20 protein-coding genes and 2 pseudogenes are annotated in these 19,371 nt (G+C 34.6%); 8 read left to right on the top strand and 14 right to left on the bottom strand.

Features of this window, described 5'->3' with window-relative positions; genetic code table 11:
• A partial coding sequence (locus KFD70_RS16545; protein WP_431613246.1) for an IS4 family transposase occupies positions 1 to 840 on the top strand: 840 nt, incomplete at its 5' end.
• A 162-nt stretch (positions 841 to 1,002) separates the two neighbouring features.
• On the opposite strand, the gene KFD70_RS16540 is transcribed toward KFD70_RS16545, so the two are convergent.
• Both KFD70_RS16540 and KFD70_RS16535 read right to left on the bottom strand, forming a co-directional pair.
• Entirely contained in the window at positions 1,003 to 1,221 is a 219-nt protein-coding gene (locus KFD70_RS16540) for a hypothetical protein (protein ID WP_336453036.1), read from the bottom strand.
• Between the two features lie 133 nt (positions 1,222 to 1,354).
• Positions 1,355 to 1,951 (bottom strand): class I SAM-dependent methyltransferase, encoded by a 597-nt coding sequence (locus KFD70_RS16535; protein ID WP_336453037.1) that lies wholly within the window; start codon positions 1,949 to 1,951, stop codon positions 1,355 to 1,357.
• 475 nt (positions 1,952 to 2,426) lie between these two features.
• On the opposite strand from KFD70_RS16535, the gene KFD70_RS16530 reads away from it, so the two are divergent.
• On the top strand, positions 2,427 to 2,678 hold the full coding sequence (locus tag KFD70_RS16530) for a hypothetical protein (RefSeq protein ID WP_336453039.1): 252 nt from the start codon (positions 2,427 to 2,429) through the stop codon (positions 2,676 to 2,678).
• Positions 2,679 to 2,911: 233 nt separating this feature from the next.
• On the opposite strand, the gene KFD70_RS16525 is transcribed toward KFD70_RS16530, so the two are convergent.
• Positions 2,912 to 3,442, bottom strand: coding sequence for a hypothetical protein (locus KFD70_RS16525; protein WP_336453040.1), 531 nt, complete (start codon positions 3,440 to 3,442; stop codon positions 2,912 to 2,914).
• A 485-nt stretch (positions 3,443 to 3,927) separates the two neighbouring features.
• On the opposite strand from KFD70_RS16525, the pseudogene KFD70_RS16520 reads away from it, so the two are divergent.
• Positions 3,928 to 4,236, top strand: a pseudogene (locus KFD70_RS16520) (Tn3 family transposase); the annotation flags it as partial.
• A 78-nt stretch (positions 4,237 to 4,314) separates the two neighbouring features.
• Here KFD70_RS16520 and KFD70_RS16515 read toward each other — a convergent pair.
• Complete coding sequence (locus KFD70_RS16515; protein ID WP_336453041.1) at positions 4,315 to 5,262, bottom strand: 3'-5' exonuclease; 948 nt, start codon at positions 5,260 to 5,262, stop codon at positions 4,315 to 4,317.
• Positions 5,263 to 5,367: 105 nt separating this feature from the next.
• Entirely contained in the window at positions 5,368 to 5,946 is a 579-nt protein-coding gene (locus KFD70_RS16510) for a peroxiredoxin family protein (RefSeq protein WP_336453042.1), read from the bottom strand.
• Between the two features lie 325 nt (positions 5,947 to 6,271).
• On the opposite strand from KFD70_RS16510, the gene KFD70_RS16505 reads away from it, so the two are divergent.
• Complete coding sequence (locus KFD70_RS16505; RefSeq protein ID WP_336453043.1) at positions 6,272 to 6,598, top strand: YmzC family protein; 327 nt, start codon at positions 6,272 to 6,274, stop codon at positions 6,596 to 6,598.
• A gap of 116 nt (positions 6,599 to 6,714) precedes the next feature.
• On the opposite strand, the pseudogene KFD70_RS16500 reads toward KFD70_RS16505, so the two are convergent.
• A pseudogene (locus KFD70_RS16500) lies at positions 6,715 to 7,739 on the bottom strand (ABC transporter transmembrane domain-containing protein); the annotation flags it as partial.
• A gap of 98 nt (positions 7,740 to 7,837) precedes the next feature.
• Entirely contained in the window at positions 7,838 to 10,561 is a 2,724-nt protein-coding gene (gene acnA / locus KFD70_RS16495) for an aconitate hydratase AcnA (protein WP_336453044.1), read from the bottom strand.
• 295 nt (positions 10,562 to 10,856) lie between these two features.
• On the opposite strand from acnA, the gene sspO reads away from it, so the two are divergent.
• The gene (sspO, locus tag KFD70_RS16490; protein ID WP_336453045.1) at positions 10,857 to 11,006 is read left to right on the top strand and encodes a small acid-soluble spore protein SspO; all 150 of its coding nucleotides are present in this window, start codon (positions 10,857 to 10,859) and stop codon (positions 11,004 to 11,006) included.
• 34 nt (positions 11,007 to 11,040) lie between these two features.
• On the opposite strand, the gene KFD70_RS16485 is transcribed toward sspO, so the two are convergent.
• On the bottom strand, positions 11,041 to 11,766 hold the full coding sequence (locus KFD70_RS16485; protein WP_336453046.1) for a polysaccharide deacetylase family protein: 726 nt from the start codon (positions 11,764 to 11,766) through the stop codon (positions 11,041 to 11,043).
• Positions 11,767 to 11,813: 47 nt separating this feature from the next.
• Positions 11,814 to 12,077, bottom strand: a complete 264-nt coding sequence (locus tag KFD70_RS16480; RefSeq protein WP_174103786.1) for a hypothetical protein — start codon at positions 12,075 to 12,077, stop codon at positions 11,814 to 11,816.
• A gap of 116 nt (positions 12,078 to 12,193) precedes the next feature.
• On the opposite strand from KFD70_RS16480, the gene KFD70_RS16475 reads away from it, so the two are divergent.
• Entirely contained in the window at positions 12,194 to 12,337 is a 144-nt protein-coding gene (locus tag KFD70_RS16475) for a small acid-soluble spore protein P (protein ID WP_000414451.1), read from the top strand.
• Positions 12,338 to 12,584: 247 nt separating this feature from the next.
• The gene (locus tag KFD70_RS16470; protein ID WP_336453047.1) at positions 12,585 to 12,965 is read left to right on the top strand and encodes an Hsp20/alpha crystallin family protein; all 381 of its coding nucleotides are present in this window, start codon (positions 12,585 to 12,587) and stop codon (positions 12,963 to 12,965) included.
• A gap of 131 nt (positions 12,966 to 13,096) precedes the next feature.
• Here the strand turns inward: KFD70_RS16470 and KFD70_RS16465 are convergent, their stop codons facing one another.
• Both KFD70_RS16465 and KFD70_RS16460 read right to left on the bottom strand, forming a co-directional pair.
• On the bottom strand, positions 13,097 to 14,338 hold the full coding sequence (locus tag KFD70_RS16465) for an MDR family MFS transporter (protein WP_336453048.1): 1,242 nt from the start codon (positions 14,336 to 14,338) through the stop codon (positions 13,097 to 13,099).
• Positions 14,339 to 14,415: 77 nt separating this feature from the next.
• The gene (locus KFD70_RS16460; protein WP_098492203.1) at positions 14,416 to 14,808 is read right to left on the bottom strand and encodes a hypothetical protein; all 393 of its coding nucleotides are present in this window, start codon (positions 14,806 to 14,808) and stop codon (positions 14,416 to 14,418) included.
• A 137-nt stretch (positions 14,809 to 14,945) separates the two neighbouring features.
• Here KFD70_RS16460 and KFD70_RS16455 point away from each other — a divergent pair, with 137 nt between their 5' ends.
• Positions 14,946 to 16,148, top strand: a complete 1,203-nt coding sequence (locus KFD70_RS16455; RefSeq protein WP_336453049.1) for an alanyl-tRNA editing protein — start codon at positions 14,946 to 14,948, stop codon at positions 16,146 to 16,148.
• Positions 16,149 to 16,197: 49 nt separating this feature from the next.
• Here KFD70_RS16455 and KFD70_RS16450 read toward each other — a convergent pair whose 3' ends face one another.
• The 3 genes from KFD70_RS16450 to KFD70_RS16440 all read right to left on the bottom strand — a co-directional run bounded on the left by KFD70_RS16450 (position 16,198) and on the right by KFD70_RS16440 (position 19,352).
• Positions 16,198 to 16,641, bottom strand: a complete 444-nt coding sequence (locus tag KFD70_RS16450) for an NUDIX hydrolase (RefSeq protein ID WP_336453050.1) — start codon at positions 16,639 to 16,641, stop codon at positions 16,198 to 16,200.
• 151 nt (positions 16,642 to 16,792) lie between these two features.
• Positions 16,793 to 17,896 (bottom strand): acetyl-CoA C-acyltransferase, encoded by a 1,104-nt coding sequence (locus KFD70_RS16445; RefSeq protein WP_336453051.1) that lies wholly within the window; start codon positions 17,894 to 17,896, stop codon positions 16,793 to 16,795.
• Positions 17,889 to 19,352 carry an acyl-CoA synthetase gene (locus tag KFD70_RS16440; RefSeq protein WP_336453052.1) on the bottom strand — a complete coding sequence of 488 codons (1,464 nt, stop codon included), beginning with the start codon at positions 19,350 to 19,352 and terminating at the stop codon, positions 17,889 to 17,891. Before KFD70_RS16440 ends, KFD70_RS16445 begins: the two co-directional genes overlap by 8 nt.
• Positions 19,353 to 19,371: the final 19 nt, after the last annotated feature.

Here is a 19,371-nt window from a genome sequence, read left to right as displayed (position 1 = left end):
GACCTAGGATATTTTCGTTTACAAGACTTTAAGTCTATTCAAGATAAGCAAGGATATTATTTATCACGTCTTAAATTACCAACTAAAATATATAGAAAAGAATTCGAAACAGTGGTATTTAAAACAAAACCCGCTCAATTGAGATCAGTATATATACAAGTTTATCTGGAAGATATCATGAAAGAATTACAACCTGGCCAAGTGTATGAGTTACATGATGTATATGTAGGGAGTAAAGACAAGCTTCCTACTCGTATTGTGGTTTATAGATGTACGGAGGAGCAAACACAGAAACGCCTACGTGATCGAGCTATTCGTGAAAAGAAAAAGGGGATTACATATACAGATCGTACGAAGCTTTTACAAGGAATTACGGTATATATGACAAACATTCCTTCGGAATGGGTACCAAAAGAGAAAATCTATGATCTATATTCACTGCGTTGGCAAATTGAGCTGTTATTTAAAATATGGAAATCTTGGTTTCAAATTCATCGTTGTAAATCTATAAAACAAGAGCGGCTAGAATGTCACCTTTATGGACAACTCATTAGTATCCTATTATGTTCTTCTACTATGTTTAAAATGAGAGAACTTCTGTTACGTAAGAAACAGAAAGAGCTAAGTGAATATAAAGCGATGTACATGATTAAAGATTATTTCTTACTGTTTCATCAAGCATTACAAAAAAACACCCAAGAATTATCAAAGATTCTCCTTCGTCTGTTTAACCTCCTACAGCGAAACGGACGAAAATCCCACAGATATGAGAAAAAAACGGTCTTTGATATTTTGGGTGTTGTTTATGAGTATACCACTTCCATTCATCAGGTAGCATAATTATAGTGAAAAAATTGTAACCCGTCAGGGTTTATTTGATATGCCTACTTTTAGGATGTCTATAAAAAATAATGAAAAATTACATGGAAAGATCCGCCTTTGTATAAACATATACCTTAAGTTGATGGATGTGGGGTGGGACCCCTAAAGCTATTAGAAAAATTATGCAAGAGATTTTTTCCAATTTGAATAATAATAGATGAACTGAATTAATAAAGTTATTACTGAAATGCCAGTTAGGGTTACAAAATAAGTTAATCTCAAATCTAATAAATATATCACTATTAGCGTGTTAACTACAAGAGGAATTGAAGCTAAAACATTATAAAAACGTTTTTTATAAAAAAGATGATCTTTTTCATTTATATAATTATCGACCATAAAAAATCCTCCTTTTTCTTTTCTAAACTTCATGTATATTCATATTAATACAACACCTAAATTTCACCACGTCATGAGGTATTATTAACATAATCATCGAAAGTGGAAGTGATAAATTTTAAATCTTTTATACTCATTTACCTCCTACAATACAAAGCCATTTTTTGTTTGTACTCTCATGAAATTGAACAGTATTAAAACCAGCTTTTTTAAACAATTGCTCCATTTCTTTCTTGGTTTTATAAGCTTTCATATGATAATTGATTTTATATAGCTCAGCAACAATCATAAAGTGCCCGTGATGTTTTAATACTCTGAAAATTTCTTTAACATCGTTTTCTAAATCTGGCCAGAAGTAATGTGTTTGAAATGCAGTTATAATATCGAAAGATTCCTCTGGAAATGGGATGTTTGATACGTTTGCTTGACGAATGTTCACTTTTCCAGTCTCTACATCATCTTTATTTACTCTTATAGAATCTTCTACTGCTTGTTCTGAGTAATCTATACCGTACAGTTTGCCGTTTTTATTCATACTAGACAATGTATGTATTGTTTTACCCCCGCCACACCCTATATCCAACATTACCGCATCTTCTTTTATTTTGACTTTCCCTAAGGCCCACTCGGTCATTGTAGCATGAGCAGTATTCATAATATTTAGCATAAATGAACCAACACAGCCCCTTGGATTCTTTGCTTGCTCTATCAATCTCTCTAACACATTCAAGTTTGTCTCACCTTTTTCTTATGATTTGAACAGTAACTCCCTCTCGTTGTTTGAGAGAAGGTTTACTGTTTTTTTGCATTATTTTCCTTATTTTACCATTTAGGAGGACTGATTTGTTTAGAATTTTTGATGTATATGGTATTCATGCTCGGTTAACATAACGCATTATTATCAGTAGCAAGGACAAGCTGGAATCCTTGTATGTTCTAGGTTTCTTGTTTTTATGTCCATCAATTCCATATACAGGATTTTATACAATATTGATTTGACACGATTTATTGTGCTTAAGTTTGGCTGTTTTGGTACAGAAACTTGTATAAAATGTTGCATATTTTTCAACAAAAATTTACTCTAAACGATATTATATATTTCAAATGAAGACACCCCTCTGAGAAAAGAAGTGTTTTTTAAGGATAAACGGATTTTTATGTTAAAATTTTACTATCAATAATTTCGCTGGAGAGGTCTTTTAAAGATGAATATATTAAGAAGAACGATATTTAGTAAGATGAGGATAATCATTTTAGTAGTAATAATATTGATTGCAGGATTTTCATATTGGACGAATAAAGATAGAATTTCTAATAATTTTACTGAACAACTATTTAAATATCCCCTTCCCCCACAAACCAAAGTTATTGAAAAAGAACAAGTGAATGGAAAATCCCTTGTATGGGGAAAGGTAAATGTATTGATTATTGAGAAAGGTGTGTCTAATGGCGAATAAATTGTATAACATATTCTAAAGTTTAATCTAAACTCGGGTGTTTTTGCCCATCCTCTCGAAAAGGTAGATTAAGGGATTTATCGAAAAACAAATCCCCGTTGAATAGAGAATGGGCACTTCCTTACGCAAGAAAAGCGCCCAATAATTGAATAAGCAATTTCTAAAAAAACAATAAAAACCATCGTTCTCGAAGAATAAATAATCCTTATAGTTTAGTTCCAGACGGTGGGATATTATCTTTTACTACTTTCGTTGTTTCTAACTTCTATGCCCGTCCAAATATCTGTAAAAGTTCTCTTTCCCTTTGTAAGGAGGAACACTATCCCATCTATCCATATATATATTATGTAAATAAAAATAGGTAAAAAGAGGTACTTGTAGTCCATGTCATTTGCTAAATGATAAACAATTAAGAATATAAATAGACCTGCTATTCCGTTTCTTATAAACCACCATGTAAACAATCTTAACTTATTGGTATTTTCTAATATTAAACCGTTAAATTTGTAACCCCATGTTAAGGTCAATTTGAAATTAGCTCCTAGTGATGTGACCATAAACACCAAAACACTCAACAGCAGTATGCCATTCATTATTCCAGTTAATATTGGATTCCATGTATCTCCGTCACTTGCAACAAAAGGCAAAAATAGTAAAGCTATTACTGCTGCAATAAGAAATGTTAAGATTGAAAGAAATATACAGATAGCTATTGAAAGAAAAAAATCTATTACATAACCAAGTATACGTTTTCTTATCTTCACTTTATCACCTCCTATTCATATTTTACGATAAAGCTCCGTTAAATAAAGAACATTTCTTCACAATCTTCACAATTCAACTTAAAATGTTATTCAACAATCTAGCCCGATTGCTGAACAAGATCCCCAAGAATCGGATGAATACTCTACACAAAACTAGCTAACATAAAGCTACTTATCAGTAGTCAATGTATCTAGAAATCTATAACCTCCCTTCAGCTTCCACTAATGAGGCTTTTCATTTACATAAATTGGATTATCTATAGTAAAGTTCTGGTGCAAAAATTTCAGCTAACTTGAAACTAATCTATAAATCTTGGACATACTGATACTACTAAACTAAAAAGGATGTGTATCGATATGAAAAAACCAGTAGAATTCAAATGGAAGCATTATCAGCCTGACATTATTTGAAATAGGAACGTTAATCGATATTCTACACTTTGATGTCAGGCAGTGTCCTTCTGTTTTTTGTTGTACTCCCTATTCACAGCACCAAAAAATATGCAATCATGATTGCATATTTAATAAATTTAACACAAGATTTGGTTGATCAAGCATTTGAGATTCATGATAAACAGATCATGAATCTTCAATTGAAAGGAAGAAAACAACAAGAAGAAATTCAAAAACAGAATGGAAAATCAGTTAATGAAAAAATTAATCATTACACGAACCTAGGAACAGCTTTAATTAAAGCTAGACAAGAAAACTTAGATCCATTTTTATTATTAGAAACGGTGATGCCTTGGGATACATTTGGAGCCTCTGTAGAGGAAGCAAAAGCCCTAGCAAAAACATTTTCTCTCGTTCAACAAAAATGATAAAAAACCCATCAGCCCCTTTGACAACTGATGGATTTTTTATCACTTTTACTATTTCATTATGCTTAAATATTTTTCAATTTCTTCATTCGCATTAACTTTATTTTCTTTATACTCATTCAGTGCTTGTATCACTCTGTCATAAGCCTCTAAAATATAATTTTCTAATTTCTCAAAATCCTCTAAACTTTCAATCATAATTCTCGTTATACCTATTTCACTTTTTAAAGCCGGCTCACATTTCAAACTAGGACATATCCCTAACATCTCTTGTTCTGTCTTTTCAGTTAAAACATATTTTTTTCGCCCTTTTATCTTCACCCTTACAATTGGATAAAAAGCTTTTATATCTAGATAACTTCCAACGCTTACATTGCGAATCCACTCTATATCACGATTATGCTTCACAAGCATTTCTTTTATTAGCATGTACACTTCATCTTCTTCAAGTGTTTCTTTTTTCACTTTCTTTTGTCCTTCTTCTTGGATAGCGGCACACTTTTGATATACAGCTGCACATGTAATACAGTCATCAAGTGCATTATGAGAACTTAAACGAATTCCGAGCATTCTTTTTAAAGTTTCTAACTTATTGTTTGGAGCATGCTTCATATATTTTTTTGCTAAAAACACGGTATCAATTACCATATTTTTAGGTTCTGGCAATCTAAGCATATTTGCATTACTCTTTAAAAACCGCATATCAAACGAAGCATTATGCGCAACAATTGTGTCGTTACCTAAAAATGCTAGAAACAACGGCAAAACTTCCTGAATCAGTGGTGCATCCGAAACGCGATAATTTGTAATCCCTGTTAAACTTGTAATTCGACTAGGGATAGGTCGTTCTGGATTTACGAAAGAAACAAATTGATCAGCCAACTCATGATTACGGTACCTTACCGCTGCCACTTGAATAATTCGATCATTATATGGATTAAATCCTGTCGTTTCAAAGTCAATCACAACATAGTCTGCTGGCAAAGATAAATGTCCCACAGGCATACTCTCCTCGTTTAAATTTCTTTTATCATACCATGAACAAGCTGCTTGATGAAAAAGAAAAGACAGAAACAGCCTATGGCTAACCCTGTCTTCTTCCTACTATTTTAGTTTCGCAACTCGTTTTTCCATCTCTTTTTGCGTCATCGGCCCGATAAACTTATCCTGAATCACGCCTTTTGTATCCACAAAATATGAAGTTGGGATAGTAATTACTTTATATGTCGTGGTAACAGTTATGTCTTTATCCAGTAAAACCGGAAAAGTAATTCCTTTCTCTTCCGCAAACTTTTTCACTTTTTCCTCTCCATTAGCACCTTCAGAAACCGTATAATTTACAGCAAGAATTTCTACATCGTCTTTATGTTTCTTATAAAAAGCCTCCATATCCGGCATTTCTTGCTGACAAGGACCACACCACGTTGCCCAGAAATTTAGGATGACTTTTTTACCTTTTAAATCTGAAAGCTTAACCCTTGTCCCATCCGATTTTGACAACTCAAAATCTGGTGCAACCTTACCTACTTCAATTCCGTTTTTTGCAATCACTTCTTTTTTCATCGTTTCTTCACTTTTTATTGGTTCTTCGCTTACTTGTTTATCGTTTTTTCCAAGTTGCACATATACTGCGTAACCAGCTAAACAAAATAAGATGATAATAACCGTAAATTTCCGCCACATATACATCACCCTTATAATTTGAGTCATTTATTATATTCATTCAAAAATAATATTCGTACTTACATTTTATTTTAGCTTATACGGACAACCTTGGAAATATTCTCCTGAAAAATAAATAGAATATTCTTAATAAAATCGAAAATCTTTTCTCTTTATCGTATAATATAAATAGTTATAATTTGGAAGGGGTGTAATTATTTATGCATAAAACCATGTTCCATTGGCTACGAGAGGAACTGTTTTTGTGAAGACAGAGACAGGAGAATCCCCCACCTCAAGCTCTTGTAGAGGTAGGTGGGGGTAGTTCAATGAAAGGGTGAACACTATGGGCGAACATCCAATTAGTAAAGAACTACGCTATATGCGCATCTGTTTTGTCATCTTAATTTTAGTCCTTATATTTTTTAACAAAGAAAGAGTTATTGAAGTTTCTACAAACCACGACACTACTCCAGTAGATATACAAACCAGTAATATGACTCAAATTGCAGAAAATACATTTGCTTTAAAGGAACATGATCCTGCAAGTGGCGATAGGCATACCATTAAAATTTTCAAATATGATCCGGGCACAAATAAGATTATATTAGTAAAAGAATTTAATACTGAAAACTCCTCTACATACGAATATCAGCTCAATAAACCAGAGTAAATATGAACGAACAGGGGCATTCATTTAGCCCCTGTTTTGATGAAAACTATAGCATTTCTTTCAATAATGAATTATTGCTTAATAATTCTTGAGGCGTTCCACATTCAATAATAGTCTCTTTCTTCAGCCATTATTTCAGTAGACATATCTAAAAAGCTCCATACTCTAGATGCAGAAGCAACAGAAACTTGTGTCATCATGAATAGATCACTGGCATAACGAACAGGAAAAAATAACATTTCAACAGTAGCTAATATAGCAACGAGCGATCCCACTTCCGTTTCTCCATTTATTACTTTTTGCGCTCCTACAATAAGAATTGCCATGTATGTACCCGTTTCTATCGCTGTTCCTATAATACCTATAAAGCTTTGCGTCATAATCTTTTTCACTTCTGATTTATAAGAATGTGATGTTACCTCCTTAAATTTCTTTACTGCCCATTTTCCCTCTCTTAAACTACGTAAATCTTGATACCTTTTACAAATTGTGATATTGTTTCTACAACACTTGAATGATTCATTTGAGCTATACTAGCCGTCTTTCTTACTTTTTTCGCCATAAACATTGGGATAACCGCACTCGCAATCAAAAATGGAACAATCCACCATATAAACTGTATATCAATGTGTTGAAACGCTATTAACGCTCCAATAAATTGAGCTATAGCATGAATGCACTCTATTAACACAGGGCCATATAACCTTACCCAATTTGGTATATCAGAAACAACCAATGTTTCTAACTCTCCTTGTTTTACCTTCTCACTTTCCTCAAATGGTAATGACAAAAAATGATCTAGCAATTCTATACGTTTTTTTCGTAATATACGTTGGCTACTCTTTGAACCTATATAATTAAATAATAGCGAATCCCCCCATGTAATGAACCTACTTCCTACAAATAAGACGATGTATATATACTTCCTCTATATGTTTCTGAATGAGTCGATCAACAATTAGCCCCATTAACAATGGTCTAGATAAATTCATAGCGGCCGCTATAACTCCACTACATATTGCAGCAATAAGTAACACTTTTTCCTGTAACAACGGTAATATAATTCTTTTGTACTCTTTCATCTTCATTCCCCCAATTTTTTATATAAGAAAAGGAAAGGGATGAAGCTATACGGCTTCATCCCTTTCCTCTTTACATAAAACAAGGAAGCTAACTTCAGTCAGCTTCCTTGTTTTGATTGAAAATATTATACTTTTCTTCTATACTACAACAACTTACTTAATTTGATACTTTAGACTCTTCAATTTTCTCACGAAGAACCATTTGCAAGATACCACCATGACGGTAATAGTCGATTTCAACTTCACTATCAAAACGTGCTACTACTTCAAATTGCTTTTCGTTTCCTTCTGGAGTGGTTGCAACTACTTTTACAAGATCGCGTGGTTTCACTGTTTTGTCGATTTGAATTTCAAATGATTCGTTACCAACAAGACCCAATGTTTCTGCACTTTCGCCATCTTTAAATTGTAGTGGTAATACACCCATTAATACAAGGTTACTACGGTGAATACGCTCGAAGCTTTCTGCGATAACTGCTTTAATACCTAAAAGGTTTGTACCTTTCGCAGCCCAGTCACGAGAGCTTCCCATACCGTAATCTTTACCAGCAACTACAAGAAGGCCAGTGCCGTCTTCTTTATATTTCATTGCAGCGTCATAGATAGATGTTACCTCGCCAGTTGGCCAGTAAGTTGTATATCCACCTTCTGTTCCTGGTGCGATTTGGTTTTTAATACGGATGTTTGCGAATGTACCACGCATCATAACCTCATGGTTACCACGGCGAGAACCATAAGAGTTAAAGTCAACTGGCTGTACGCCATTTTCTAATAAATAACGGCCCGCTGGCGTATGTTTACCAATTGAACCCGCTGGTGAAATATGGTCTGTTGTTACAGAGTCTCCAAATTTACCAACTACACGTAAACCTGAAAGTGTTTCTACTTCACCTGGTTCTTTTGATAAACCTTCAAAGAACGGTGGATTTTGAATATAAGTTGAGTCATTATCCCAAGTATATAACGCTTCATTTGAAGTTTGGATTTCATTCCAGCGTTCGTTACTATTAAATACTTGTGCATATTCTTTTTTGAACAGTTCAGATGTTACGACGCTTTGAACCACTTCTTCAATTTCTTTCGCTGATGGCCAAATGTCATTAAAGTAAATCGGATTACCGTTTTCATCTTTACCGATTGCATCGTTTTTCAAGTCGATATCAACAGTACCAGCAAGCGCATATGCCACAACAAGTGGTGGTGATGCTAAGTAGTTCGCTTTTACAAGCGGATGAATACGACCTTCAAAGTTACGGTTACCAGATAAAACAGATGTTACTAATAAGTCGTTTGCTGCAATTGCTTCTTCTAATTCTGGTGCTAACGGACCAGAGTTACCAATGCAAGTTGTACAGCCGTAACCAACTGTTTGGAATCCTAATTGATCTAAATATGTTGTTAAACCTGATTTATCTAAGTATTCTGTAACAACTTTAGATCCTGGAGCTAATGATGTTTTTACATAACCAGGTACTTTAAGACCTTTTTCAATTGCTTTTTTCGCAACTAAACCTGCACCAATTAATACATATGGGTTAGATGTATTTGTACAGCTTGTAATTGCAGCGATTGCAATTGCACCTGTTTTCATCGTTACTTCCTGATCTTTTAATGCAACTTTCACTTCTTTATCAAATTCTTGTTCATTGAATCCAAGTCCTTGTGTTCCAACTGGTGCTACAACGGCTTTGTGGAACTCATCTTTCATATTTGAAAGTGGGATTAAATCTTGTGGACGTTTTGGTCCTGAAAGGTTAGATTCAATTGTATTTAAATCAATTTCAACAAGGTCTGTATAAATTGGATCTTTGCTATCTGCTGTATAGAATAAACCGTTTGCTTTACAGTATTCTTCAACAACGCGAATTTGTTCTTCATCTCTTCCTGTTAAACGTAAGTAATCTAATGAAATCTCGTCAATTGGGAAGAATCCACAAGTTGCGCCGTATTCTGGTGCCATGTTTGAAATTGTTGCACGGTCAGCTAAAGGCATGCTCTTTAATCCGCTACCAAAGAACTCAACAAATTTACCAACTACACCTTTTTGACGTAACACTTGCGTTACTTTTAAAGCAACGTCTGTTGCTGTTGTACCACTTGGAAGTGTACCAGTTAACTTAACACCGATAACTTCTGGTACCGGGAAGTATGAAGGTTGTCCAAGCATCCCTGCCTCTGCCTCAATACCACCAACGCCCCATCCAAGAACGCCGATACCATTAATCATTGTAGTATGAGAGTCTGTTCCAACTAACGAATCTGGATATGCAATTAATTCACCTTCAGCATTTTTCACAGCATGAACAACTGGTGCTAAATACTCAAGGTTTACTTGGTGTACAATACCTGTTGCTGGTGGAACTGCACGATAATTATCAAATGATTTTTGTGCCCAGCTTAAAAATTTATAACGTTCTTCATTACGTTTAAACTCTAAGTCCATGTTGAATTCAAGCGCGTCTGCTGTACCCGCTCTATCAACCTGTACAGAGTGATCGATTACAAGGTCTACAGTAATTTCCGGATTAATTTTATCAGGATCCCCACCCATGTCTGCCATCGCTTTTCGAAGTGAAGCCAAATCAACGACAGCTGGAACACCTGTGAAGTCTTGTAAAATTACGCGAGATGGTTTAAATGGAACATCGATATCTTGAACATCTTTTGTTCCCCACTTTGCTAAATTTGTAACATGCTCTTCTGTAATTACACGTCCATCAACTTGACGAAGTACAGATTCAAGCAAAACTTTAATTGAATACGGTAATTGTGATACATTGCCAACCCCTGCGTTTTCAAGCGCTTTCAATTGATAATAATGATACGTTTTCCCATCTACTTCAAATGTTTCACGAGATTGAAATGGATTATGTTTGACCATTATGTTTCCCCCCTGTTAAACATGACTGAGTTGTCTGAATATAAAATGTAGACAAACTTTTCAATACCTTACGATAATATCTTATTACAACTTTCTAAATAAGTAAATAATAAGAAACTTATAGTTTATTATAAGTTTTCTTTATCTCCTGTAATTTGAATAGCCTTCGTTCTCCTTATGAATACTATTACCATAAAGTAAAGCTTCCTTTTTGAAGCTTTTCTACTCTGTTCATACATGTAATGAACAGCTCATTATTTGTTTTGTTAAGAAAATATTATAGGGGTGACTACAAATGGGAAAACGTAAAGCAAATCATATCATTCAAGGAATGAACGCTACATCAGCACAGGGACAAGGAGCTGGTTATAATGAGGAATTCGCCAATGAGCCACTAACACCAGCTCAACGTCAAAATAATAAAAAACGCAAGAAGAACCAATAATGAAAAATCCCAAAAGGTACTCCTTTTGGGATTTTTAATGTTTATAACGCAATAATTCTGAAACCTTCACAAATCGATACCCTTCTTTTTGAAGGGCCGGCAAAATTTTTTCTAATGCAGCTACAGTTTGACTTCGATCACTTCCACCATCATGCAATAACACTATATCACCACTTTTAGCATTTGTTACAACATGCTTCACAATAGATTCAGTACCTGGGTCTGCCCAATCTTTCGGATCTTGATTCCAAGACCACAATACAATTTGATAACCTGCTTCTTTTGCTGTTGCAAATACCGCATCGTTAATATATCCTCCTGGTGGACGAAAAAGTAGAGGTCCCTTTACCCATTTTTGTAAATATCGTTTCTCCTCTAAAATATCATTTTTTAATTTTTCATTAGATGCATCTCTTGCATATAAATGATTCATCGTATGATTTCCAATTTCATGCCCTTCCTTAAGTACCCTGTTAACTAAATATGGGTTCCGTTGAATTCGAAAACCAATCATAAAAAAAGTTGCTTCAGCTTTATACTGTCGCAATAAATTGAGTACTTGAGGAGTATATGTGGGATCTGGGCCATCGTCAAATGTAATTGCAATAAGTTTTTCGTTATTCGGTACTTCCCATGTTACATAACCAGTAGGTTCCAATTCTTTTCTCATTAACATTTTTGCTTCTACTCTGTCCACGTGATATATATGTACGAAACCAATCAAACAAATAATGATTATAGAAATTTTTCTTCTCAACATATTAACCCTACGATTGAACAGGTTGTTGAAATCATACAACAACCTGTTCAATCATTTAACTGATCCACATCTCGCATAATATTTTGTAAGTTACTTTCAAACTGCTCAAGTTGTGGACGTTGCGTTTCAGATGCTACTTCTAATGCATTTTGAATTTGTTCATATGCTTCTTGAACTTCTTGTCGTAAATGTTTTAAATCATGACCATAATTCGGGTCATTTTTCACAATATTGTTATATAAGTTTTCCGCTTGCACGACTCCTTGTTGTGCGGCTTGAAAAGCTTGCTGTTTATCTTTATGATACGGCATACGCTTTCCCCTTTCTTTTATAATTAGTCTCACTTATCTTTACCTTTTTTCATAAAAACATTCTCGTATAAATTTACAAAGTTCTCTCATTCTAAATACAAGAGGGAGGTGACAACATGGAAAAAAACAATAGCAAATCCATTCGTCAAAATACAAAAAAAGGACAGCCTTCTGGGCAACCTGAGCCATTAAGTGGGTCTCATAAAGTAAAAAATCGAAATCATTCAAGACAAAAAAATCACGCACATCATGATATGTAAAAGAAGGGCAATGCATACGCATTGTCCTTCTCGCTTAAACCACTTGCAATAAAGTGAAACTTTAATTAGTGGGGGTTTCTACATCTCCCACCTAACTTCTTTGCTTCCGCTGAATTTTGAGGTGGGAGTCTTACTGCCCCTCAAATAGCGAGATAAACCCGTCGACGTATTTTCTAGTTTGCTTCTCACCTCTAATTTCTTAATGCATATTATAATATGAATTGAGACTTTACGGAGGGTGTCTTACATGGGCAAGAAAAAGAAAAATTGTCTTTTTCGTGTTGATGGTTTTGAAGAATGGATGGATCAGTTTTGCTCTGATTCATATGACAACTTCAGTTTCCCTAATCACATCCACATTGATCTTTGCGAAACGGATCAAGAGTACATTTTAGAAACTGATATCCCTAATGTTTCAGAACAAAATGTACTTATAAACAAGATGGAGACAGGCCTAACAATTCATATCTTTCATAAAAATTCATCCTTACAGCGAACAATTTCTTTACCTGCTAACATTATCTATAAAAAAATGCTAGCCTGTTTAGAAAATGGCTTTCTTTCCATACACATTTCGAAAACTGAAGTTGCAAATAAGCATGAAAACAAAGTGCTTTTTTCAAATTAAAGCGTTATATAAAAACAGAGTAAGAACAGTTTATTGCTAACTTTTCTTACCCTGTTTTTTCTGTGCTTTATATGAAATTAAACTTCTAATAGAGGGATTGATTAAGAAACAATTAGCTTTACCGTCAACTGCTATTTCATTCCAATTTCCATATTGCAATTTACAGTGCGATTTCTTTTAGATAATAAGCTTCTTGTCCATAAAAAAATAGGAAAAGCAATAACTGAAAAGATAGCTAGTATCGAAAATACAGCCAAACCATTTTGATATCCGTAATAATCTAACAGTACTCCCCCAAACCAAGGGCCAATTACACCACCAACCCCTGAAAATCCCATTGCTCCAAAATACGTTCCTTTTAAGTGTGGGACTGAAATATCATCAATAAACACATCTGTCATTGAAAACATTAACACTTCTCCTATTGTAAAAATAATCGTGTAAAGAACAATGCTGATGATTGATTCTCCGGTTCCAAAGCCAATGAGCCCTCCACTAACAAATAGCGTGCCAATCATAATCGATACAAGTGGTGTATACTTCTTACAAATCTGAATAACAGGGTATTGTATAATTACTACTGTAATTGCGTTTAATGTTAGCATATATGAGAATAATGTCACGCCATCTTGAAATACATAAGAGTTCGCAAAGTATTGAGAGGCTGTTGTTGTAAAATGTGAAAAACCACTGTTACTTAAAATAATTCCAACTAAAGCAACCAAGAAAACAATATCTTTTCTTAAAATACGAATTGCATGTATCATCGTTACAGGTTCTATTGTATCCATTGTTTTTTCATTCAGTTGATACTTTTTAAATTGCATTGCCAATATCACCGCATATACAATGTATACTCCAGCCGCTATTAAAAACGGCATTGTTGATTTCGCGCTTCCAATTTGCAACCCTACAAGCGGTCCAATTGCCACACCGACATTTATCGCACCGTATCGTAAGTTATACGCAAGTAAACGATACTCCGGTTTCGTTAAATCAGATAATAACGCTCTTGATGTCGGTTCAAAGAAGGAACGGCATAGACCATTTAATGCGTTTAATAAAAAGAAAGTTAGAACGTGGTCTGCAACCGAAAATCCGATAAATACAAAAACCCAAATAACGATAGACCATATCATTATTGTTTTACGACCAAATCGATCTGATAAATTCCCACCAATAAAACTAGCAAACACTCCAACTAATGCGCTCGTTCCAATAATTGCACCTGTCATCGCAGCTGATATATCTTTTACAGTTGTCAAATAAATTGCTAGAAAAGGAATACTCATTGAAGTTGCAAACCTTGCAAATAGCGTCCCCATAATAATACTCATCCCCAGCGGATGAATATGTTGTAACTTTCCCCTCATACCTATACCTACTCCCCATATTTCATACAAAAAAGAAAGCAAAGAACCTGCTTTCCTTTTTCAATAATAAATTATATTTATACCCGAGCTGTCCTAGATAGCTCCATATCTATACCATATGTAAACTGTAACTCTTTACAAACATCCTTAATTAAGATGTTCACATCATACTTTTCATTAAATGCAAGAACTGCATTTTCTACTTCCTCATACGTATATTTGTATTCACCAGTAATGACACTTTTTAAATCAAAGCATTCATTGATACAAAGTTGAACGAGAAGCTGATCGTACATAGCGGACACATCTTCCTTTTTCCATAATAACTCTTTCACATATAACCGATCGAATGTTACACTCTCTCGATTACATTCTGTTAAAGTACGAGTCATGTCATGTAATTCTCGATATAGTTCAGAAATATTTGTATTGAGACGAATCAATTTGTCCACACCATTTTCATACAGCATTTCATCCACCCCCGTATATGCTCTTTCTCTTATTATAGCAAGAAAATTCTAAAAAAGAGATTTTTTCTTTTGAAATATTAGGAAACTTATTTAGTTTGTTTTACAATGAGACTAGTGATATAGAGAGGAGTACTACAGTGAATCAAAAAATATATTACACCGACGCCTATCAGCAATCATTTACAGCACAACTTATAAAACAGGACTATGATAATAATGGAAATTTATATGTGACTTTAACAGAAACAGCATTTTACCCAAACGGTGGCGGTCAACCACATGACACAGGAACATTAAATGATATTTCCGTCATCAATGTTGAAGAAGTTAATGACGAAATCCGTCATTTTATTTCAAGTGAATTACATACGAAAGAAGTAATAGGTAAAATCAATTGGCAGCGTCGTTTCGATCATATGCAACAGCATACCGCTCAGCATATTCTATCTGCTGCCTTTTGGGATCATTTTGATATTCCTACAATTGGTTTTCATCTTGGAAAAGAAACGGTAACAATTGATTTAGACACGCCTGAACTTTCAATAGAAACAGCTAATAGTGCACTGCAAATCGCAAATCAAGTCGTCTTTGAAAACCATCCTATCCATATTAAATGGATGAACTTAGAGGAAGCTAAACAATTACCTCTTAGAAAAGAACCAACAATTACAGAAGATATTCGCGTTGTAATCATTGAAAACTACGATTACAACGGGTGTGGTGGAACACATCCAAAATATACAGGTGAAGTAGGACCGATTCATATAATAGATTGGGAGCGAAATAAAGGTGGCATCCGTTTAACCTTTGTTGCAGGATGGCGTGTACTCAAGTTAATGGAGCACCATCAACACATTATTAAAGACGTTTCCAAACTGTTAAATAGTAATGAAAATGATATTCCAAATAAAGTAACCCAGCTTCTCACCTCTCAGAAAGAAAACGAAAAAGCACTACAAACTATGACCGAAAAGCTACTACTCGTAGAAGCAAATGAATTACTGCAACAATCCAAAGACATACATGCCGGAGAACTCATTTCTAAAGTCTTTACAAATCGGTCCATGCAGGAAATTGCGAAATTAGCGGCTATCATTACCGAACAAAATGAACACTCGATTACATACTTTATTACCGAAAATGAAGAAAAAATACAATGTGTTCTTGCATGTGGGAAAGCAGTAACAGCAAACATGAATGCAATTTTAAAAAATGCCCTCCCTACTATTGAAGGTAAAGGCGGCGGTAATCAAAAAAATGCTCGTGGTGGTGGAAAAGCGCTTGTTACAGGTGAAGAATTTTTAGCTCAGCTTGTTCATTTATCACAAGAAACAGTTTGAAATGAAATATAAAGGATAGCATCAGGCTACCCTTTATATTTTTATATACTTACAAGCCAATATTTTGTTTCAATTCTTGATAAGTTCCTGCATTAAGGAATCCTTTTTCAATAAGTTCGATAAATGTCTCAGAAAAATGATAATCACCTAATTCTGTTATTGGTACCATTTTTACATCATGAATTGGATTATAATCAAATTCATTAGATGGTAGCATAATCTCTCCTGACACCTTTTCTAACAAAAATGTAATATGTAGTAACGATGGTGTAGCATCTGGCTTATCACAAACATAGAGTAATTTTTTAATTCTAGTTTCTAAGCCCGTCTCTTCTCTCATTTCTCGAATGATTGCTTCTTCTAATGTTTCTCCGTTCTCTACTCTCCCACCTGGTAAAGACCAATTCCGATCAGAAACTTTTTGTTTTACAATTAAAAGTTTTTCTTCTTCAATCAAAACTCCAGTTGCTCGAACTTGTAATAAATGATTCATATAGTCTCCTCTTTCCATTTTATCCATTGAGCTTCCAAGCTATATAATTCTAGATTATGAGCTGAAATCCTCCCGTAAAAAGAACATACGTTTCACAATCGGAGGAAATGATGAAAGTAATGTCTATAAACCAAAAAAGTAGAAAACTAGATTACTTCTGGTTCTCTACTCTCTCAAACAATAGCGCAAGCCCAATTCCTCCACCAATACCTAACGTTGCAATTACATACTTTGCTTCTCCTCTTTGTACTTGGTAGAATAATCGAGTAACAAGCATCGCTCCAGATGCACCATAAGGGTGACCAAGAGCAATCGCTCCGCCATTCACATTTAGTTTATCATATGGGATTTGTAGTTCTTGTGCACAAGCTACAATTTTAGCAGCAAAAGCCTCATTCATTTCAATGTAATCAACATCGTCTATTGATAGGTTCTGATCTTGTAATAACTTTCGCACAGCAAATATAGGCCCACTACCTGGTAAAAGAGGATTTACACCAATGACAGCACTACTAACAAACCGAAGAATCGGCTTATAACCAAGTGCATGAGCTTTCTGTTCCTCCATTACAAGTACAGCACAAGCTCCATCATTTACACCGCATGAGTTACCTGCTGTTACCGTTCCCCCTTGTAAAAAAGCCGGTCTTGTTCTCTTTATGATTCGTTCATAATTCATTCCATATTTTATCGTTTCATCCTCCGTTACATTTAAAGAAATTGGAATCATTTCTTCTTTTAAATATCCTTTTTCAAGTGCTTCCAATGTTCTTTTATAACTGAAACAAGCATATTCATCCTGCATATCCCTTGTAATTTTATATTTCTCTGCTACATATTCAGCTGCTATTCCCATATCTGGATCTCCGATACGCTCAGGCGAAAAACGAGCTCTCTTCTGAAAGGGAGATGTGCTTGTACTTTCCACCCCTCCAGCAATATAGCAACTACCTGCCCCACCTCGAATAAGGTGACAAGCCATCCGAATCGCTTCTAACCCAGCACCACACTGGCGATCAATTGTTACACCTGGTACTGCAAACGGAAGTCCAGCTTCAAGTGCCGATAACCGTGCAACATTTCCACCTGGCCCAACAACGTTTCCTAATATTACATCGTCTATTTTGTTCTCTATTCCTTTACTCAAATGTGCTAACAAAGGAGTTGTCAGTTGCTGAACCTCGTATCCTTTCAACATTCCATTTTCCTTACCAATCGGTGTTCGCTTCGCCTCTACAATGACCGCTCTATTCATAAACTATCTCCTGATTCTCAATTACATTTCTTGCTATTTCACGGGCAATTTTTCCGCTACTTGTATGTGGAATTTCATTAACAAAATGCCACTCTTTCGGAATTTTAAATGAGGATAGTCGTTGTAAACAAAAACTTTTTAATTCTTGTCTCGTAGCTCTTCCTTTTACCATAGCAACAGGTTTTTCGCCCCAATATTCATCTTTTATTCCAACAACTACAATTTCTTCAACATGCGGATGAGCAGATAATACACTCTCTATCTCCTCTGGAAAAATATTTATACCTCCAAATAAAATCATATTTTTCTCTCTACCCACAATATATAAGAATCCTTCTTTATCCACATAACCTATATCATGTACAGTCATCCAACCACTTTCTGTAACTTGACAAGAAAGATCTCCGTTCAGTACATATCCCATAAAAAACTGATTACTTTTCACATAAACAGTTCCAATTTCACCCTGCTTTAATTCCTCACCTTTTTCGTTACATATCCGAATTTGCACGTTATGACATGGCTTTCCAACTGAAGATGCTTTTCTTTCACTTTCTACATCTGTTAGTGCTGTGACAAAACTTAATTCAGAAGCACCATAGAATTCATATTTTTTTGCATCTGGAAATACGGTTTTTACTTTCCTTTTTGCTTCAGCTTCCCATTTTGCTCCTGAAGAAATAATTTTTATTTCTTGTTCAATAACACTTTCTTCTTTATATAATGCCTCTAGCATCGTTGGAACGGTGTACATTACTGAAATCTTCTCTTGTTCCAATATAGATAGAACATGATTTGGGATAAACTTTTCTACAAGATACACTGTTTGCCCTAAATATAGCGCACTTATTGCCCCATATAAAAAAAGAGAATGAACCAATGTACCAGCAAGCAAAACCGTATCATTATTCTTCATATGGAAATCATGTAAATTGCAATCAAAGCTATGAACCCAAGAATCCTGCGCTCTAAGAAATGCCTTCGCTTTCCCAGTTGCCCCCGATGTAAACCCCATATAGAACGAGCATTTTTTTACACTTTCTGAAGAGTGGTATATATGTAACTGATCACCTATCATTTGATTATATTCATGAATCGAGAATACCTTTCCATCTATTAGTGGTATTTCACTCATCTTATATTGTTCAGTAATTACAATAGATGGATTAGCAAGCTTCAACCTTTCCTTAAGCTCATTATGTTTCCACTTTAAATCAAGCGGAACACAAACCCACCCTGCCATTGCAGCACCTGCAAAGATTTGTAAAAATTCAATGCGATTCTCTAGTAAAATCGCAACCGTTTTATTCGTTGTTTTTTCTTTATTAAGCCAATTTGCAACTTGGCAAACAAATTCATGCCATTCTTTATATGTTAGTATTCTATCCTTTTCCCTTATTGCTATTTTATCGGGATGTATCTGTATATGTTTTTTATAAGACGATGTAATTCCCATTACTATTCATCCTTTCCTT

The sequence above is a fragment of the Bacillus pfraonensis genome (assembly GCF_050768835.1).
GTDB lineage: Bacteria > Bacillota > Bacilli > Bacillales > Bacillaceae_G > Bacillus_A > Bacillus_A pfraonensis.
This window is presented reverse-complemented; position numbering and strand designations above follow the sequence as displayed.